The sequence below is a fragment of the Alkalicoccobacillus gibsonii genome (assembly GCF_016798245.1).
In the GTDB taxonomy this organism is placed as follows: domain Bacteria; phylum Bacillota; class Bacilli; order Bacillales; family Bacillaceae_D; genus Alkalicoccobacillus; species Alkalicoccobacillus gibsonii.
Window position 1 is genome coordinate 30,690 of the sequence record NZ_JAEUZA010000004.1, and the last position, 14,631, is coordinate 45,320.

11 protein-coding genes, 1 riboswitch and 1 other annotated feature are annotated in these 14,631 nt (G+C 41.2%); of the genes, 5 read left to right on the forward strand and 6 right to left on the reverse strand.

From position 1 onward, the window contains the following. Nucleotides 1-13 precede the first annotated feature (13 nt). Nucleotides 14-1,591 carry a phosphoenolpyruvate carboxykinase (ATP) gene (gene pckA / locus JNO66_RS15255; protein ID WP_203089436.1) on the reverse strand — a complete coding sequence of 526 codons (1,578 nt, stop codon included), beginning with the start codon at nucleotides 1,589-1,591 and terminating at the stop codon, nucleotides 14-16. Nucleotides 1,592-1,774: 183 nt separating this feature from the next. Continuing rightward, nucleotides 1,775-1,885: riboswitch (SAM riboswitch) on the forward strand. 131 nt (nucleotides 1,886-2,016) lie between these two features. Between pckA and metK the strand changes: the two genes are divergently transcribed. After that, nucleotides 2,017-3,231 carry a methionine adenosyltransferase gene (gene metK / locus JNO66_RS15260; protein WP_203089437.1) on the forward strand — a complete coding sequence of 405 codons (1,215 nt, stop codon included), beginning with the start codon at nucleotides 2,017-2,019 and terminating at the stop codon, nucleotides 3,229-3,231. A gap of 83 nt (nucleotides 3,232-3,314) precedes the next feature. Here metK and JNO66_RS15265 read toward each other — a convergent pair whose 3' ends face one another. After that, nucleotides 3,315-3,845 (reverse strand): gamma carbonic anhydrase, encoded by a 531-nt coding sequence (locus JNO66_RS15265; protein ID WP_203089438.1) that lies wholly within the window; start codon nucleotides 3,843-3,845, stop codon nucleotides 3,315-3,317. Between the two features lie 112 nt (nucleotides 3,846-3,957). Between JNO66_RS15265 and JNO66_RS15270 the strand changes: the two genes are divergently transcribed. Further along, nucleotides 3,958-4,740: an alpha/beta hydrolase gene (locus JNO66_RS15270; RefSeq protein WP_203089439.1), complete on the forward strand. Its 783-nt coding sequence runs from the start codon at nucleotides 3,958-3,960 to the stop codon at nucleotides 4,738-4,740. 140 nt (nucleotides 4,741-4,880) lie between these two features. Here JNO66_RS15270 and JNO66_RS15275 read toward each other — a convergent pair whose 3' ends face one another. The 3 genes from JNO66_RS15275 to JNO66_RS15285 are packed head-to-tail and all read right to left on the reverse strand — an operon-like array spanning nucleotide 4,881 to nucleotide 7,004. Beyond that, a complete protein-coding gene (locus JNO66_RS15275) occupies nucleotides 4,881-5,444 on the reverse strand; it encodes a beta-class carbonic anhydrase (RefSeq protein WP_203089440.1) in 564 nt (187 codons plus the stop codon). A gap of 25 nt (nucleotides 5,445-5,469) precedes the next feature. Continuing rightward, nucleotides 5,470-6,042, reverse strand: a complete 573-nt coding sequence (locus JNO66_RS15280) for a class I SAM-dependent methyltransferase (RefSeq protein WP_203089442.1) — start codon at nucleotides 6,040-6,042, stop codon at nucleotides 5,470-5,472. After that, complete coding sequence (locus JNO66_RS15285) at nucleotides 6,039-7,004, reverse strand: TIGR01212 family radical SAM protein (RefSeq protein ID WP_203089444.1); 966 nt, start codon at nucleotides 7,002-7,004, stop codon at nucleotides 6,039-6,041. Before JNO66_RS15285 ends, JNO66_RS15280 begins: the two co-directional genes overlap by 4 nt. A gap of 191 nt (nucleotides 7,005-7,195) precedes the next feature. On the opposite strand from JNO66_RS15285, the gene JNO66_RS15290 reads away from it, so the two are divergent. Further along, on the forward strand, nucleotides 7,196-8,392 hold the full coding sequence (locus JNO66_RS15290) for an MDR family MFS transporter (protein ID WP_203089446.1): 1,197 nt from the start codon (nucleotides 7,196-7,198) through the stop codon (nucleotides 8,390-8,392). Nucleotides 8,393-8,457: 65 nt separating this feature from the next. Beyond that, nucleotides 8,458-8,688 (forward strand) — a binding site (T-box leader). A 99-nt stretch (nucleotides 8,689-8,787) separates the two neighbouring features. Continuing rightward, nucleotides 8,788-11,208, forward strand: coding sequence for a leucine--tRNA ligase (leuS, locus tag JNO66_RS15295; RefSeq protein WP_203089454.1), 2,421 nt, complete (start codon nucleotides 8,788-8,790; stop codon nucleotides 11,206-11,208). A gap of 252 nt (nucleotides 11,209-11,460) precedes the next feature. On the opposite strand, the gene JNO66_RS15300 is transcribed toward leuS, so the two are convergent. Beyond that, the gene (locus tag JNO66_RS15300) at nucleotides 11,461-12,717 is read right to left on the reverse strand and encodes a BaiN/RdsA family NAD(P)/FAD-dependent oxidoreductase (RefSeq protein ID WP_203089456.1); all 1,257 of its coding nucleotides are present in this window, start codon (nucleotides 12,715-12,717) and stop codon (nucleotides 11,461-11,463) included. Between the two features lie 240 nt (nucleotides 12,718-12,957). Here JNO66_RS15300 and JNO66_RS15305 point away from each other — a divergent pair, with 240 nt between their 5' ends. Continuing rightward, entirely contained in the window at nucleotides 12,958-14,628 is a 1,671-nt protein-coding gene (locus JNO66_RS15305) for a sensor histidine kinase (RefSeq protein ID WP_210340906.1), read from the forward strand. The last annotated feature ends 3 nt before the right edge of the window (nucleotides 14,629-14,631 follow it).

Sequence of the window (14,631 nt, forward strand, 5' to 3'; positions counted from 1 at the left end):
TTTGTGTATTGGATTACTTCGGACCGGCTTGTAAAACGTCTTTTGACAAATCATCAAAATTCAAGATGTTTTGCTTAAATTGGTTGGCAAGCTCTGATGCTTTCTGATCATACGCTTTGGGGTCTTCCCATGTAGTCTTCGGATTAAGAACGTTATCAGGCACTCCAGGGCATTGAGTGGGAACATGCAATCCAAAGAAATCGTCCTGTGTCGTTTCAACTTGTGATAATTCGCCTTGTAAGGCTGCTTGCACCATTGCACGTGTATGAGATAGGCTCATGCGCTCACCAGTACCATATGGTCCACCTGACCATCCTGTATTGACTAAAAATACTTGGGCGTTGTGCGTGTCAATAAATTCACCTAGCATTGTTGCATAATGCTTAGGAGGTAAAGGGAGAAAAGGCGCACCAAAGCACGTGGAGAATGTGGCTTCGGGTTCTGTCACGCCTCGCTCAGTGCCTGCAAGCTTACTCGTGTATCCAGATAAGAAGTGATACATAGCTTGTTCTTTAGTCAGCTTACTAATTGGAGGCAAAACACCAAACGCATCAGCAGTTAAAAAGATAATCGTTGAAGGGTGTCCAGCGATACTTGGCTCAAGTGCATTTGGAATGTAATGGATCGGGTACGCAGCCCGTGTATTTTCCGTTTGTGATACATCGTCATAGTCAGGCTTCCCATTTTCCGCTACAACCACATTCTCGCACACTGTGCCAAATCTGATCGCATTCCATATCTGAGGCTCATTTTTAAGAGAAAGATTGATGCATTTAGCGTAGCATCCACCTTCAATATTGAACACTCCATTTGCTGACCAGGCGTGTTCATCATCGCCAATTAATAAACGATCTGGGCTTGCTGAAAGAGTCGTTTTACCTGTTCCTGATAAGCCAAAGAACAAAGCGACGTCGCCCTCTGTGCTTGTGTTAGCTGAGCAGTGCATCGGGAGAACTCCCTCAAGTGGTAATAAATAATTCATAACAGAAAAGATCGATTTTTTCATCTCTCCTGCATATTCTGTTCCACCAATTAATACAATACGTTTTTCAAATGATATGATCACAAATGCTTCGGAGCGTGTTCCGTCCGTTTCAGGGTCTGCTTTAAATGTAGGAGCTGAAACAATGGTAAAAGCATCCTGCCACGCGTTCTCAGGTGTTTCATCTGATCTGATAAACAGCTGTTTAGCAAAAAGTTGGTGCCATGCGAATTCATTAATGATGCGAATAGGTAGACGGTATGTTGTATCTGCTCCAGCATATCCATGAGTCGCAAAGATTTCTTCTTTTTCTGCTAAGTGAGCTAGGACTTTATCATAAAGGGCATTAAACGTTTCCTTGGAGATCGGTTGATTGACAGCACCCCAGTTAATAAGTGATTCAACCGAATCTTCATTTACGATGAATTTGTCTCGGGGCGAACGCCCGGTATATGTACCGGTTTCGACGCTAAGGGCACCACTTTCGGTTAGCACGCCTTCTTTATTTTGCAGTGCTTTACTTACTAGACTAGGAACAGAAAGGTCATACTTTACTGTAGATTGAGATAGTAGGCCCTCAAGTGTGATGGCTGTATTTAGTATGTTCATTATGTGAAGCTCCTCTCCAATTAGTTAGCGTATTTTTATTCTGATTTTCAATTAGTATAACACATTCAAATTAATAGTCTATACTTTATATCGTTATCCTTTTTAAATGTGAAACCGCAAGACTTGAGAGCCTTGAATGGATTGACTTTCACGGAGGAATGATATATACTTCATGGCGAACGGATCTTATCGGAGAGCCGGCGGAGGGACAGGCCCAGTGAAGCCCAGCAACCACTACTTTTTAAAAAGTGGAAAGGTGCTAACCTGCAAGGCAATTGCCTTGAACGATAAGAGGTTAAAGGACAACATTTCAACCCTTTTCCTCAATATAGAGGAGAAGGGTTTTTTATTGTGTATATTTAATCTCAACCTGTGATTAGGCTGATAAGAGAAGCTTAGACTCAATTGGAAGGGTGATGTTTAACATGACAGAACTTAGAAGCAGACGATTATTCACTTCAGAATCGGTAACAGAGGGGCATCCTGATAAAATTTGTGACCAAATTTCTGATGCAATTTTAGATGAAATCTTAAAGAAAGATCCTAACGCTCGTGTGGCGTGTGAAACTTCGGTTACAACAGGAATGGTTTTAGTTGCAGGAGAAATTACAACAAGTACATATGTGGATATTCCACGTGTGGTGCGAGACACAATTAAAGGAATTGGCTATACACGTGCGAAATACGGATTTGACGCCGAAACGTGTGCAGTTCTTGTTTCAATTGATGAGCAATCAGCAGATATCGCTCAAGGTGTGGACAAAGCGCTAGAAGCGCGTGAAGGACAAATGACTGAAGCGGAGATTGAAGCAATTGGTGCAGGAGACCAAGGGCTAATGTTTGGTTTTGCTACTAATGAAACGAAGGAATTAATGCCTCTTCCGATCTCTTTAAGCCATAAGCTTGCACGTCGTGTGGCGGAAGTACGTAAAGAAGAAATTCTTGACTATCTTCGTCCAGACGCAAAAACTCAGGTAACAGTTGAGTACGATGAGCAAGGAAAACCTGCTCGAGTGGATACAATTGTTATTTCTACTCAGCATGCCCCGGAAGCAACACTTGAGCAAATTCAGCATGATTTAAAAACACATGTGATTAAGCATGTGGTACCTGCTGAATTAATTGATGAAGATACAAAATACTTCATTAACCCAACTGGACGTTTTGTTATTGGTGGACCACAAGGGGATGCTGGATTAACAGGACGTAAGATTATCGTTGATACGTATGGCGGCTATGCACGTCATGGTGGAGGCGCATTCTCTGGGAAAGACGCAACAAAAGTTGACCGCTCAGGTGCATATGCGGCCCGTTATGTAGCGAAAAACATTGTTGCAGCAGGTCTAGCTGATAAAGCAGAGGTTCAGCTTGCATATGCGATTGGGGTAGCTCAGCCTGTATCTATTTCAGTTGATACATTTGGAACAGGTAAAGTATCAGAAGAAGAGCTTGTGTCGCTTGTCCGCAAAAACTTTGACCTGCGTCCAGCTGGTATCATTCGTATGCTTGATCTACGTCGTCCGATTTATAAGCAAACTGCAGCATACGGTCACTTTGGTCGTACAGATGTGAGCTTGCCTTGGGAAGAGACAGACAAGGCTGCCATTCTTAAAGAACAAGCAAGTGTAAAAGTAGGATAATTTATAGAAAAAAACAAGCGTCATCGATTAGATGGCGCTTGTTTTTTGTTTGCTTATTGTATCGGTCAAGGGAAGTTTTACATTTATCCCTGCGCGTTGTGATTAGATTGAAGCTGCTTATAATATTGGCCTTTTTCCACGTATTCTGTGCGAATCCGTTCCATATCCGCACGATCTTCCTCTGTAAGCTCTCGAATGACTTTAGCCGGGCGTCCAAAAGCAAGTGTATTAGGTGGTATCTGTTTTCCTTGAGAAACAAGACTTCCGGCACCTATAAAAGCACCTTCGCCAATTTCCGCGCCATCGAGAATGATAGAGCCCATGCCAATCAGAGCCTTTTCGCGAATTGTGCAGCTATGAAGCATAACTTGGTGTCCAACTGTCACGTCATCCTCAATAATGATTGGATAAGCGGGACTTTGATGAAGCATAGACTGATCTTGGATATTTACTCTTTTTCCAATACGTGTTGGCGACACATCACCACGAATAACCGTTTGAAACCAGATGCTTGATTCCTCTCCAATCTCGACATCACCGGAGATGGTTACGTAATCAGCAATAAAAGCACTGTCTGAAATACGAGGATTTTTGTTTTGATATGAATAAATCATGTAGGCTCATCCTTTCCGTCTCTTAAAAAAAACGCTATACTTAATCTTAACCTAATTCGATACGAAGGTAAAAATCAATAAGGACATATGTGGTAGCAAGGAGCTGATGAGTATGTGGAAATGGGAAGTATCTGAGCCTAGGGGTGTCGTTGTGATGGTTCATGGCGCAGGTGAACATCACGGGCGTTATGAATGGTTAGCAAAAAAGTGGAACGAACATGGCTTTGATGTGATTATGGGTGACCTACCTGGTCAAGGTAAAACAAGAGGCCGACGCGGTCACATTCAATCCTTCCAACAATACTTAGATGCTGTTGAGGAATGGCTAGATGCAGCAAGAGAAAAAAGACTTCCGATCCTTCTTTTAGGACATAGTATGGGAGGCTTAATCTCCATTCGTACCGTAATGGAACGAGATAACTCTTTTATTTATGGTGTGATCTTATCTTCTCCATGCTTGGACTTGAGTCATCCACTACCAAAAGTGAAAAAGGCAGCTTCAAAAGTGCTGCAGCATGTGGCACCGACCTTTAGTGTAAACTCAGGGATTCGCTCTGATCGAGCAACCCGGAATCAAGAAGTGGTTGAAGCCTATTTAACCGACCCATTAAAGGTAAGTAAAGTGTCAGCAAGATGGTATCAAGAGCTTGAGAAAACGATGCGACTTACAAGAAGATATCCAGAGAAATTCCCGAATATCCCTTTGCTTGTGCTTCAGGCAGGCGAGGATTTTCTTGTAGATAAGCAATCGACACAAGAATGGTTTAACCATCTAGTCCTTACCCATAAGAGCTACAAAGAATGGGATGGGTTATATCATGAAATCTTTAACGAGCCAGAGCGAGACGAAGTGTTCCGTCATGCTGTGAGCTTTGTGAATTTAATGTTTCCTTAAGTAGCAGGCATGGTTATGTCTGCTTTTTTGTGTGGAAAGAAGTGAAACGTTCGGAAGGGAAGTGAAACAATAAAAATAAAACAGAATCTACTTAAAAAATAGTTAACCCCCTCCACCCGATGATGGAGGGGGTTAACTATTTATCTAGCTTCACCACGTTTTAGTAGTTCAAGCTTACCTGTTTCAGGATGAATAACGAGACCGTGAACAGGGACTTCTTTTGGCATTAGCGGGTGGTTTTCAACAATGTTTACGCTATGGCTGACACTCTCTTCAACATTACCAAACCCTGTTAAGAATTGTTTAATGTCTACGCCTGCATAATCAAGTGTGTCGATTGTTTTAAGATCAACGCCGCGTTCTTCAGCTTTTTTTAGAAAGCTCTCAGATTCAAGCCCTGCCATTCCACACATGTGGTGACCAATAATCATCACTTCTTCTGCTTGAAGCTCATATACGGCAAGTAAAATACTTCTCATAATACTTCCGAACGGATGAGAAATAACGGCACCCGCATTTCGAATAATTTTGGCATCACCTTGTCCTACGTTCATGGAACGAGGAAGCAGCTCGGCTAAACGTGCATCCATACATGTAAGGATCACTATTTTTTTGTTAGGGAACTTTGTGGTTTGATAGTTTTCATACTCTTTTTCTTCGACGAATTGCTGGTTAAATTCAAGAATGTTATCTAAAATGGACACGTATCTTCACTGCCTTTCAGTATAGTTAGCGTTTCTCAATTGCAACAATAAAAGGTGGAGCATTTTTTTGATTAATAAAACCATACCGCAAAACATGCGCTTTGTCTTGTGGAAGCTGTTCAACAAAGTGTAAAACGTCATCTTTTTCAACGGCACCTTCAGGATGACCGTGGTATATGACAAGGACAATAACAGCTTCAGAGGGCATAACCTCAAACAATTGAGTAATGGCCTTAATAGTTGTTTGAGCTTGAGTGGTAATCTGTTTGTCTCCTCCAGGGAGGTACCCAAGATTAAAAATGGCTGCTTTTAATGATGAAACATGTGCAGGCTGTATGTGATCAACAGCATGTTCATGACCTGTTTGATGAAGAGAAACACGATCGAGTAGATCTTGACTGCGTAATCGCTCACGACTGGACTCGATCGCTTGTTCTTGAACATCAAAGCTATACACATGACCGGTTGTACCTACAAGTCCCGCTAAATAACAGCTATCATGACCATTACCAGCCGTGGCATCCACTGCTGTATCTCCAGGTTTTAATGCTTGTTCTAATAAGATTCTGGCAAAGGGGAGGATACCTTTTAGTTTCATTTAATAGGAGCCTCCGTCTTATAGTGAAATCCCTGCCAAGTCCCGCGATCTTTTAATTCTTTTTCAATGCTATTTAGAACATCCCATTTGTTCATACTCCACATTGGACCGATTAGAAGTTCGGGAGGTCCGTCCCCAGTTAATCTGTGAACAATCATCTCTTTAGGGATGACTTCTAATTGGTCGGCAACTAACTTCACATACTCATCCATGTTCATTAAGTCAACAAGCCCTTTTTCGTATTGCTTGACCATGCCTGTTTTCTTTAATAGATGGAGCAGGTGAATTTTAATCCCTTGAACATCAAGCTTAGCTACTTCTTTTGCGGTTTCAAGCATCATTTCAGGTGTTTCTAAAGGCAATCCGTTAATAATGTGAGAGCATACTCGAATGCCGTGCTTTCGAAGTTTTGCAACGCCTTCTTTATAGCACTCATAATCGTGAGCACGATTAATAATGTTCGCTGTACGCTCGTGAACGGTCTGTAGCCCGAGCTCTACCCATAGATACGTACGTTGATTTAATTCTGCTAAATATTCTACAACATCATCAGGCAAGCAATCAGGTCTCGTTGCAATCGAAAGTCCAACGACACCTTCTTGTTTTAGGATAATCTCGTAATAATTTCTTAATGTTTCAACAGGTGCATATGTATTTGTGTAGGCTTGGAAATAGCCAATATATTTCCCTGTTTTCCACTTCTTGTGCATCCGCTCTTTAATTGTGTGAAACTGGGTGACTAAATCATCACTACGGTCCCCTGCGAAATCTCCTGATCCTCGAACACTACAGAATGTACATCCGCCATGAGCAACCTGTCCATCACGGTTTGGGCAGTCAAACCCTGCGTCGAGTGGAACTTTAAACACTTTGGTTCCAAAGTGGTCACGGAGATGAGCACTCCAAGTATAATACCGTTTATCTATAAAGTGACTAGGAATCGAATCGGTTGTTGAATTCATCAAATCTACCTTCCTGTAAAACAAGTTGAGATCATTTATGCTTATTTTTATCCTCCATTTTATCACGTGAAATTCGTAAGAGCCAATGAATTTAAAAGTAGCGTTCAGTTTTAAAGAGAAATAAATTGCTTTTCTTATTTAGTTGCCATAGGATTACGATTGGAGTTTGCGATTAAGGAGAGTAGAATGCTTTGCCAAAATCAATTTGGATTTTATTGATTACGATGACCATGAGTATTACGGGTGCTTCGTTTATGTGGCCTTTGAATGCCATTATTATTCACGAGGAGTTAGGAAAGTCTTTGACGGTTGCTGGTTTTATCTTACTATTAAACTCTGCAGCAGGGGCATGTGGAAATCTGGTTGGTGGGAGATTGTTTGATGGGATTGGTTCCTATCGTACATTAATTATTGCACTAAGCATTGCTACAGGTAGTGCTTGTTTACTGGCGTTTCAATACAGCTTTTACTATTACATGTTTTTATTAATGGGGATTGGGTTTGGGTCTGGGATGATGATTCCTACTCTATATGCATTAGCAGGATTGCTTTGGCCAGAAGGTGGTCGTCGTCCCTTTAACGCCATGTATGTCTCTTTGAATGTTGGAGTGGCGCTCGGGACTGCATTAATTGGAATCATTGCGCAAAATGAATTAACAAACGTGTTTCGGGCAAATGCGCTTATGCATGTGGTCTTATTTATCTTTGTCATTTTCGCCTTTCGAGGTCTTGAAGCACGGGGAGCTATGACTCAAGGTAAAGAAATACGAGAAAAGATTCCGTTTCGTGTACATTACCGGATTCATGCACTTATTTTAATTAGTATTGCATTTGTAATTTGTTGGATGGGATATACGCAGTGGCAGGCAAACGTTTCTGTGCACACCCAAAATCTTGGAATATCACTTGGTTCATATAGTTTGTTTTGGACAGTGAACGGACTCATGATTGTTTGTGCCCAGCCTATGCTTGCTTGGGTCATTCGTAAATGGATTCAAAAACTCAAAGCGCAAATGATCGTAGGAGTCCTTTTATTTGCACTATCTTTCCTTGTGTTAACACAAGCAGAACAGTTTTCGATCTTCATGGTCGCAATGATTATCCTAACAATCGGAGAAATGTTCATTTGGCCAGCAGTTCCAACGGTTGCAAGTGAGTTAGCTCCAAAAGGAAGAGAAGGCTTTTATCAGGGGCTTGTTAACAGTGTAGCTATGGTGGGGCGTATGATAGGTCCCGTTTTCGGAGGGTTTATCGTCGATATGTATTCAATTTATGTATTATTTTACGTATTAGGTGGCATGCTGATCTTATCTATACCGTTTCTTGTCTTCTATGACAAACCTTTGAAAAAGCAATTAGGACAAACGAGACAGGCACACAAATTGTAAACATTCTGAGCGGTCGCTTGACAGAGCGGGTACAACTTCATACAATACTAATAAGTTCATACGAGATGTTGATGTTAACGAGGACTAGTAGATGATATCTGGGATTTCAGAGAGTTGGCGGAAGGTGCAAGCCAAACGAACAGATCCATTGAACTCGCCTCCGAGTCTTGAGGGTGAAAAGTAGTAGCCTTCAACGGGTCACGACCGTTATTTGTGTAAAGAGTGAACAGAGAATAGTCTCTGTTAATCTGGGTGGTACCGCGGGATAAGCATATATGCTAACTCTCGTCCCTGATAATGCAAGATGTTATTAGGGACGGGAGTTTTTTGTGCTGATGCAAACGGACTCATGTTTACAACGGACTGGACCATAAACTATTACAGGAGGAAGTACGATGTCTTTTTCACATAATAAGATTGAACCAAAGTGGCAAGCACATTGGGAAGAAAATAAAACATTCCAAACAAACACGAAAAGCGATAAGCCAAAATACTACGCGTTAGATATGTTCCCTTATCCATCAGGTGCGGGACTTCATGTTGGTCACCCAGAGGGAATGACTGCGACAGATATTTTATCTAGAATGAAACGGATGCAGGGATACGAAGTCATGCATCCAATGGGTTGGGATGCATTTGGTCTTCCCGCTGAGCAATATGCGATTGATACAGGAAATGCACCAGCTGCATTCACTCAGTTGAACATTAACACGTTCCGCAGACAAATTAAGGAGCTAGGCTTCTCTTATGACTGGGATCGTGAAGTTGATACAACGGATCCTAATTACTATAAATGGACACAATGGATCTTCATCAAATTATATGAAAAAGGTCTAGCATATGTTGATGAAGTCGCAGTTAACTGGTGCCCGGCACTCGGTACAGTCCTTGCGAATGAAGAGATTGTAGATGGAGTGAGTGAGCGCGGGGGATACCCAGTAGAGCGTCGTCCGATGAGACAGTGGGTACTACGTATCACAAATTATGCGGATCGCTTACTTGAAGATTTAAATGATCTTGATTGGCCAGAAAACTTAAAAGACATGCAGCGTAACTGGATTGGTCGTTCTGAAGGGGCTGAGGTTGATTTTGCGATTGATGGCTTTGATGATGTGATTTCTGTGTTTACCACACGTCCAGATACATTATTTGGTGCAACCTATATGGTCTTGGCACCAGAGCATAAGCTGGTAGCAACGATCACCACAGATGATCAAAGGGACGAGATTGAAGCGTATCAAAAGAAAGTGGCAACGAAAAGTGATCTTGAGCGTACGGAGCTTTCTAAAGAGAAATCAGGCGCATTTACAGGAGCATATGCCATTAACCCAATCAACGGAGAAAAGATTCCTGTTTGGATTGCTGACTATGTATTAGTAAGCTACGGAACAGGAGCAATTATGGCTGTACCTGCTCATGATGAACGTGACTATGAATTTGCTACTGCTTTTTCTCTTCCGATTCGTGAAGTTGTTGCAGGCGGAAACATTGATGCAGAAGCGTATACAGGTGACGGAGAGCATGTAAACTCTGATTTCCTAGACGGGTTAGGAAAAGAAGAGGCCATTCAAAAAGCGATCGCTTGGCTTGAAGAAAAAGAAGTAGGAACAAAAAAGGTCACATATCGTCTACGTGACTGGTTATTTAGCCGTCAACGTTACTGGGGAGAACCGATTCCAATCATTCATTGGGAAGATGGTACGTCTACGACCGTTCCTGAAGATCAGCTTCCTCTTGTTCTACCTGAAATGGAAGAAATTAAGCCGTCTGGAGCGGGTGAGTCACCACTTGCTAACGCAACTGAGTGGTTAGAGGTAACAGATCCTAAGACTGGAATGAGGGGCCGTAGAGAAACGAATACGATGCCACAATGGGCAGGCAGCTGCTGGTATTACCTTCGTTACCTTGATCCAGATAACTCTGAGGCACTAGCTGATCCTGAGATCTTAAAGGAATGGTTGCCAGTTGATATGTACATTGGTGGTCAAGAGCATGCCGTTCTTCACTTATTGTATGCGCGTTTCTGGCATAAATTCTTGTATGATATCGGTGTGGTTCCTACAAAAGAACCGTTCCAGCGTTTATATAACCAAGGCATGATCTTGGGTGAAAACAATGAGAAGATGAGTAAGTCAAAAGGAAATGTTGTAAATCCGGATGATGTCATCAAATCACATGGTGCTGATACATTGCGTTTATATGAAATGTTTATGGGGCCACTTGATGGAACCATTGCTTGGTCGACAAATGGATTGGATGGCTCACGTCGTTTCCTTGAACGCATCTGGAGATTGTTCATTGAAGAAGTATCTGGAGATTTAAGTCCAGTGATTCGAGAGGCAGAAGGATCCGAAACATTAACACGTGTGTACCATCAAACAATTAAAAAGGTGACAGAGGACTTTACAGAGCTACGCTTTAACGTAGGAATCTCACAAATGATGGTTTACATCAATGAGGCTTATAAACAAGAAGTCTTACCAAAGGATCAAATGGAAGGTTTCGTAATAATCCTTTCTCCAATTGCGCCTCACTTAGCTGAGGAGCTTTGGTCGAAGCTAGGTCACACCGAAACGATTACGTATGAAGCATGGCCGACATTTGATGAATCGAAGCTAGTGGAGAATGAGATTGAAATCGTTGTTCAAGTGAATGGGAAGCTTAAAACGAAGCTTGTTATTCCAGCAGATGCAACACGTGAGCAAATGGAAGAGCTTGCCCGTGCGGATGAGACTGTTGAACAGGCGATTGCTGACAAGCAAATTCGAAAAGTCATTGCTGTACCAGGGAAGTTAGTCAATATTGTTGTAGGGTAATAGAAAAGCGGAGAGATCATTAAACACGAACATAGCAACATATCCGCTACAGGAGAATCCTTCTCTTTCCACGGGAACGGCCTCAGCCCCTTTCGCGGAAAAATCGCCGCTACAGTGTCTTCACCGCGTTCTGTTCCGTAGGAGTCTCGGGTTCTCCTTCCGCTCGATTTGTTAAACCATAAGAAAGGTGGATGATTCAAGCGAATCATCCACCTTTTTCTAATTGAATCTTATGTTATTGACCAAAATATTTTACTCTCGTTCAGCAGCTGATTTTCCTGCTGTGTAGCCTGTTGAAAAGGCGCAGGTGATGTTGTATCCACCTGTATAACCGTGAATATCAAGTACTTCTCCGCAGAAGTAAAGACCTTCAGCTTTTCTGGAATGCATCGTTTTTGGCTCAATCTCTTTAACTGACACACCACCACCGGTGACAAAGGCTTTTTCAATGGAAAGTGTACCCGTCGCTTGGATAGAGAATTGTTTCATCGTATTCGCAAGCTGGCGCAAAATTTCATGAGAAATGTTAGCGCATGTTGCTTCAGCGTTTATTGAATGTAGCTCGTACAAATACGCTAGCATACGTTCCTGTGTCACGCCTTTTAGAACATTCTTCAGTTGCTTTTTCGGTTCTGCTTTCACTAGCTTCCAAAGCTCTTGGAAGAGGTCTTCACTAGACTTGGCTGGAAACAAATCAAGACGCAGTTCAATCGTTGGTACGTCAAATTTCTTTAACGCTTTGACCACGTATTGGCTACAGCGAAGGGCAGCTGGGCCAGATACTCCAAAATGAGTAAAAATCATATCGCCTTCATGTGTTTTGATCGTTTTTCCTTTTGGGTTGATCACAGAGAGCTCAATCTCACGAACAGAAAGCCCTTGAAGAACTTTACCCTTTATAAATGGGTCCATAGATGTGATTGGTACCTCTGTTGGATAAAGTTCAGTAATGGTGTGTCCAGCCTTTTTGGCCCACGGGTATCCATCTCCGGTTGAACCAGTATGAGGAACGGATTTGCCACCTGTTGCAACGATAATCGAACGTGTTTCAAGAACCTGACCATCCATTAATTTCACCGCATGTACATGTCCATCTTCATAATCAATGGTTTTTACAGCTGAATCTGTCCAGATGGTTACATTCAGTTCTCGAATCCGACGCAATAGGGTGTCAACAACGGTTTGCGCCTTATCATTAATCGGAAACATCCGACCCCGATCTTCTTCTTTTAACTCGATTCCTAACCCTTCAAAGAACTCAATAATATTCTCGTTATCAAAGGTAGCAAAAGGACTATGCATAAACTTCCCGTTTCCAGGAATATGCTCTATTAGCTGCTTACGTTCCATTCGGTTTGTCACATTACATCGACCACCACCAGAGATGGCGAGCTTACGGCCTAATTTATTTCCTTTATCTATTAGAAGAACACGGGCTCCGTGCTCTGCAGCAGCAACAGAAGCCATCAAGCCAGAAGGTCCTCCTCCTATTACAATTACATCAAACATAAAAATCTCCTTATCATTCAGGTCATTTGCTTTTCTTATACTATCACAGATCCGAGAGAAATAATAAAGCAGTCGTGATAAGTTGATGAATTAAGCGATAACTTCAAAAGATCAACACATAAAAGTGAAAATCTGTTAAAATAATTTAATGTGTAAGCGCTTTATTTTATTTTTGAAAGCGGTGGTGGCGTGATTAACTGGGGGTTTAATCAACTTCATAGTATTAAACATAAAATTTTTATGATCGCCATCTTACAATTAGTCTTTTTTTGTTTGATGGGAATTATAAGTTTTCAAGTATTTACAGCTGTGTATGAAGAAGAAGTGTACAACGAATCAGCAAACACCTTAAATATTTCATCAACTGTCCTTGATGAAGAACTTCGTAAAGTTGAACAAATTTCCTTCCAAATTGCAACGGATCCAGTGATTCAAAATTATATGGAAGGCATCAACTCAGAATATATTGGATACGATGTGTATCGCACGAAGGTTTTTTTAATGGAACGCTTAAATGCGTATTACTCTCAAGAACGATATATTTCATCCATTCAAATAGAAGATACATTTGCTGAATATTATATTGTAGGGAATGAACCCATTAGACATTTAGTGGATCAAGGTTGGAAAGAAGAAATGAAAGCTGGTAAAGGGGCTAATGTATGGATGCCTTTATCAGACCAAGGTGTTCTCGTTTCAACAAGAGAAATGAGAAAGTCCAACGACTTAAGCTTAGCTTTTCTCGGGTCCGTCTTTATTACACTTGATATGAAAGAATTTATTTCCGATACGCTCAATCTATCAGATGAGAAAAGCTTTGTCATGATGAAGGATCAAGAGATTATCCTCTCTCAAAACTTCCCAGAGGGGGCAGATCCGCTAATAGAGGATTTATCCGAAGGGAGTTACCAGGTGAAAAAGTGGAATGAGAGTGAATATTTTTTAACGTATCAGCAATCAAGGCATTCAGATCTCTCCTATGTTAATATCCTTCCATTTGACAATGTATCCTCTAAGACCAGTTTGCTTAACAAATTAATGGTTGCTTCATTTATCGTTTTTTTAGTGATCATCTTACTAATTAGTCGAAAACTTGCACGTACCATATCAAAGCCACTCGAAGAATTAACACAAAAAATGAAGCAGGTAGAGGTTGGTAATGTGAAGCCAATGATTGAAGAAAATATGACACATTCATCAGATGAGATTGGGCAGCTTCATACCAATTTTGTTTCCATGATCGGACGAATGAACACATTAATTGACGAGAATTACTCAAAACAGCTTGTTATTAAAGAAACAGAATATCGAGCGCTACAAGCTCAAATAAATCCTCACTTTTTATATAACACATTAGACTCAATCAATTGGTTAGCAAAGATGAACAAACAACAGGACATCTCTAGCATTGCAGAGTCGCTCGGAAATATGATGAGGACGATTATAAGCAAAAAAGAGCCGTTAATCACATTAGAAGAAGAACTAACGATTGTTCATCACTATATGGTGATCCAATCCTATCGTTATAAAAGCAGACTTACTTTTTCAATGGAGCAATCAGACCATTTAAAAAGTCTACAAATTCCTAAGCTGACCATTCAACCTATTGTTGAAAATGCGATTCAACATAGCTTAGAAGAAGTGATTGGAGAATGTCAGATTCATATTTACTTTAAGGTGAGTGGGGAGCATCTGTATATTACGGTTAAAGACAATGGAGTAGGAATGAGTCAGGAAACCATTGAGTCCATTTATGCAGGTACAGTGAAGCCAAAGCGTTCTGGAATAGGTCTTACAAATATTATGGAGCGACTTCGCATTATGTTTGGTGAACCGTTTGGTATTCAGATTGAAAGTAAGGTTGGCGTTGGTACGACTGTCACAGTAAAAATTCCTAGTGTAGGGGAGTGAACC

Excerpts from the sequence above, each read along its gene's own strand:
- pckA (WP_203089436.1), bottom strand. The coding sequence starts at position 1,591 with ATGAACATACTAAATACAGCCATCACACTTGAGGGCCTACTATCTCAA.
- metK (WP_203089437.1), top strand. The coding sequence starts at position 2,017 with ATGACAGAACTTAGAAGCAGACGATTATTCACTTCAGAATCGGTAACA.
- JNO66_RS15265 (WP_203089438.1), bottom strand. The coding sequence starts at position 3,845 with ATGATTTATTCATATCAAAACAAAAATCCTCGTATTTCAGACAGTGCT.
- JNO66_RS15270 (WP_203089439.1), top strand. The coding sequence starts at position 3,958 with ATGTGGAAATGGGAAGTATCTGAGCCTAGGGGTGTCGTTGTGATGGTT.
- JNO66_RS15280 (WP_203089442.1), bottom strand. The coding sequence starts at position 6,042 with ATGAAACTAAAAGGTATCCTCCCCTTTGCCAGAATCTTATTAGAACAA.
- JNO66_RS15285 (WP_203089444.1), bottom strand. The coding sequence starts at position 7,004 with ATGAATTCAACAACCGATTCGATTCCTAGTCACTTTATAGATAAACGG.
- leuS (WP_203089454.1), top strand. The coding sequence starts at position 8,788 with ATGTCTTTTTCACATAATAAGATTGAACCAAAGTGGCAAGCACATTGG.
- JNO66_RS15300 (WP_203089456.1), bottom strand. The coding sequence starts at position 12,717 with ATGTTTGATGTAATTGTAATAGGAGGAGGACCTTCTGGCTTGATGGCT.
- JNO66_RS15305 (WP_210340906.1), top strand. The coding sequence starts at position 12,958 with ATGATCGCCATCTTACAATTAGTCTTTTTTTGTTTGATGGGAATTATA.